The 4,295-nt window shown below is 62.3% G+C and carries 2 protein-coding genes; both read left to right on the top strand.

Annotated elements, in window-relative coordinates; genetic code table 11:
- Positions 1-272 precede the first annotated feature (272 nt).
- Complete coding sequence (gene mprF / locus AC1Q6I_RS30850) at positions 273-2,915, top strand: bifunctional lysylphosphatidylglycerol flippase/synthetase MprF (protein ID WP_024077224.1); 2,643 nt, start codon at positions 273-275, stop codon at positions 2,913-2,915.
- On the top strand, positions 2,915-4,195 hold the full coding sequence (locus AC1Q6I_RS30845; protein WP_024077225.1) for a virulence factor family protein: 1,281 nt from the start codon (positions 2,915-2,917) through the stop codon (positions 4,193-4,195). The genes mprF and AC1Q6I_RS30845 overlap by 1 nt, the downstream gene beginning before the upstream one ends.
- The last annotated feature ends 100 nt before the right edge of the window (positions 4,196-4,295 follow it).

Raw genomic sequence — 4,295 nt, 5'->3', positions numbered from 1 at the left:
CAACCAAACATCAAAGAAGGCTACTCGAAAGAGTGGCCTTTTTTGTATCCGGTGAAAAAGCTCTTCTGAAACAATGGCATGGCATCTTTCATGAAACCGTATAGGGTTTATAGAGTCCATTCCATTGCACACTATGCTTAATCCTCTACGACCAATGGCCGCAGTCGCCGCCCCCGGCGATACGCGTTAATATTTGTAATTATTTTGTCCATAGGGATTGGTAACTTGGCTGGATACCTCCATCCTGTCGCGCACAATCCACGAGGTGATTGATGCGCGCCAACTCGTCTGAACCACAAGACTCCGTCACAGCAGAACAACCGATCACTCCCACCCGTTTGCGCTGGCTGGATCTGTTGAGCAAATATCGCCAACCCATCGGGCTGGCAGTAACCTTGTTGCTGTTTGCAATCGCCCTCGTCGCCTGCCGCCACCTGCTGCTGGAGCTGGACCTCTACGCCCTCCACGACTCGATCCTGGAAGTGCCCAAGCCGTCACTGCTCGGCGCATTCGCCGCCGCCGTCGCCGGCTTCATCATTCTGTTGGGCTATGAGTTTTCCGGCGCGCGCTATGCCGGCGTAAAACTACCTGCCAAGACCCTGGCCCTCGGCGGCTTCACTGCCTTTGCGATCGGTAATGCCATTGGCCTGTCGATGCTCTCGGGCGGTTCGGTACGCTACCGTTTATATGCACGCCACGGTATCGGCGCTTCAGAAGTCGCTCATATGACCGTGTTCGCCAGCCTGGCCCTGGGCTGCGCCCTGCCGCCGCTGGCTGCATTGGCCACCTTGAGCAACTTGCCTGCTGCGTCCACCGCCCTGCATGTATCGCAAGGTTTGCTCGGCGCTATTGCCGGTGCCGTGCTGCTGTTGTCGGCCGCACTGTGCATCGGCATTTATCGCCGTCGCCTGCCGGAGCAACCCTACCCGGACAACCTGCTGGTCAAAGTGGGCCGCCGCACGCTGCGCCTGCCCGGCCGACGCCTGACGTTCCTGCAACTGATCATCACCGCGCTGGACGTCGCCGCCGCCGCCACCGTCCTTTATATGCTGCTGCCGGAAGCGCCGCCCTTCGGCCCGTTCCTGCTGGTGTACCTGCTGGCCCTGGCCGCTGGCGTGCTCAGCCATGTGCCGGGTGGCGTGGGGGTATTCGAGGCCATCCTGCTGGCCGCCTTCGCCGACAAACTGGGGGCCGCCCCCTTGGCCGCCGCCCTGCTGCTGTACCGCATGATCTACGTGGTGCTGCCGCTGCTGATCGCCTGTGTGTTCCTGCTGGTCAACGAGGCACAGCGCCTGTTCCAGACCCAACAGAGCCTGCGAGTGGCCTCGGGCCTGGCTGCGCCGGTGTTGGCCGTACTGGTTTTTTTGTCCGGCGTGGTCCTGCTGTTTTCCGGCGCCACGCCCGAAATCGACTCGCGCCTGGAAAACATCGGCTTCCTGATTCCCCACCGCCTGATTGACGCTTCGCACTTCGGTGCCAGCCTGATCGGCGTGCTGTGCCTGTTGCTGGCCCAAGGCCTGCGCCGCCGTTTGTCCGCAGCCTGGATGCTGACCATGGTGCTGTTGCTGACCGGCGCCCTGCTTTCACTGCTCAAGGGGTTCGACTGGGAAGAAGCCAGCCTGATGACCATGACCGCCGTGTTGCTGGCCATTTTCCGGCGCTCGTTCTACCGGGCCAGCCGCCTGACCGAGCTACCGTTCTCGCCGCTCTACCTGGTGGCCAGCGTATGCGTGCTGGGTGCGTCGATCTGGCTGCTGCTGTTCGCTTATCAAGACGTGCCTTACAGCCACCAACTGTGGTGGCAGTTCACCCTGGATGCCAACGCCCCACGCGGCCTGCGCTCGCTGCTGGGTGCCGCCGTGCTGCTGGTGATCGTGTCGCTGACCTGGCTGCTGCGCACGGCGCGCCCGGTGATCCACCTGCCGACCGCGGAGGAGCTGGAGCGTGCCACCAAAATCCTGATGGCCTCGTCGCAGCCCGACGGTGGCCTAGCACTGACCGGTGACAAGGCGCTACTGTTCCACCCCAACGACGAGGCCTTCCTGATGTATGCCCGTCGCGGGCGCAGCCTGGTGGCCCTGTACGACCCGATCGGCCCGACCCAACCCCGCGCCGAGATGATCTGGCAGTTCCGTGACCTGTGCGACATCCACCATGCGCGCCCGGTGTTCTATCAGGTGCGGGCGGAGAACCTGCCGTACTACATGGACATCGGCCTGACCGCGATCAAGCTGGGCGAAGAAGCCCGGGTCGACCTGAAACGCTTTGACCTGGAAGCCAAGGGCAAAGAGATGAAGGATTTGCGCTACACCTGGAACCGTGGCACCCGGGACGGCCTGTCCCTGGAAATCCATGAACCCGGTACCGCACCGATGGACGAACTCAAGGTCATTTCCGACGCCTGGCTGACCGGCAAGAACGTGCGGGAAAAAGGCTTTTCCCTGGGCCGCTTCAGCGACGACTACCTCAAGCACTTCCGTATCGCGATCATTCGCTTCGAAGGGCACCCGGTAGCCTTTGCCAACCTGCTCGAGACCTACAACCACGACCTGGCCAGTCTCGACCTGATGCGCGCCCACCCGGACGCGCCAAAGCTGACCATGGAGTTCATGATGGTCGGCCTGATTCAACACTATAAGAGCCACGGCTATGCCCGCTTCAGCCTCGGCATGGTGCCGTTGTCGGGCCTGCAACCGCGACGCGGTGCGCCGCTGACCCAACGCTTGGGCTCAATGGTGTTCCGTCGTGGCGAGCAACTGTATAACTTCCAAGGGTTACGCCGCTTCAAAGACAAGTTCCAGCCTGACTGGGAACCCCGTTACATGGCCGTGCCCGCGGGACTTGATCCGCTGGTTGCACTGGCCGATACCGCCGCCCTGATCGCGGGCGGCTTGACTGGATTGGTGAAACGCTGATGATTCGACGCTCCTGGCGGTATGTATTGGCCTTTGTAGTGCTGCTCGCCCTGGTCCTGGGTGGCGGCTATTGGTACTGGAACCGCCCTGCCCCGCAGCCAACCCTGGAACAACTGCCCCAGGCCGACGGCTCGGTGATGACCCGCGTGACCCCGGCCGGTACGGCGAAAGCCCGGGTCGCCGTGGCCGTGATGGCCGACGAAACCCTGACCGACAGCCAACTGATAGCCCTGAGCCAGGGCGGCAAGGCACAGATTGTCCAGGTGATCCTGCCCAAGGACGACTGCAAGCTGCAGGAACAAGCACTGCAAGGCGCCCTGGGCCAGCTCAATGGCCCGGCGACGCTGGTCAGCGGCATTGGCCCTGGCGCCGCCCTCGCCTGGCGCTGGCTGGCCACACAGAACGACGACAAGGCCAATGCCATTTCCGTCGGCTTCGCCCTGGTGCAGGAAGGCTGCAAGGACCCGCTGCCGAAAACATCCGCCCATGGCAACTGGCTGGTCGCATGGAATGACAACCCCGACGATGAAAGCGCCAGTTTCGTCCGCGACACACCGCGCGCCACCACCAGCATCAGCGACTACGACATTCACTACCCGCAAGTGCTGAACAACGAACTGCGCAAGCAACTGGTGGGCTCGGACAACGGCGGCCTGGCGATTCCCGTCGTGGAAGTGCCGGCAGGCCAGGCCAAGGACACCGTGACCCTGTTCCTGTCCGGCGATGGCGGCTGGCGTGACCTCGACCGCGACGTGGCCGGCGAGATGGCCAAGATCGGCTATCCGGTCGTAGGCATCGACACCCTGCGCTACTACTGGCAGCACAAGACCCCGGAACAAAGCGCCAAGGACCTCACCGAGCTGATGCAACACTACCGGCAGAAGTGGGGCACCAAGCGTTTCGTGCTTACCGGTTATTCGTTCGGTGCCGACGTCCTGCCAGCGATCTACAACCGCATGCCGGAAAACGAACAGCAGCGCGTCGACGCAATCATCCTGCTGGCGTTCGCCCGCACCGGCAGCTTTGAAATCGAAGTAGAAGGCTGGCTGGGCAATGCCGGCAAGGAAGCCGCGACCGGCCCGGAAATGGCCAAGCTGCCGGCTGATAAAGTGGTGTGCATCTACGGTGCCGAAGAGGTCGACGAGAGCGGCTGTACCGACAAGACCGCCGTGGGCGAGGCTGTGAAGCTGCCAGGCGGGCATCACTTCGACGAAAACTACCCGGCGCTGGCCAAGCGTTTGGTGGATATCATCGTCAAGCACCAGGCCAAGGCCGAATAAACCCGAGCCTTACACAAATCAAACTGTGGGAGGGGGCTTGCCCCGGTACAAACCGGGGACATCGTTTACATTTCTAACCGGGGACATGGTTTACAGGTTA

The sequence above is a fragment of the Pseudomonas sp. MPR-R2A5 genome, from assembly GCF_058793055.1.
Note: the sequence above shows the minus strand (reverse complement) of the source record. Positions and strands in the feature narration are given on the sequence as shown.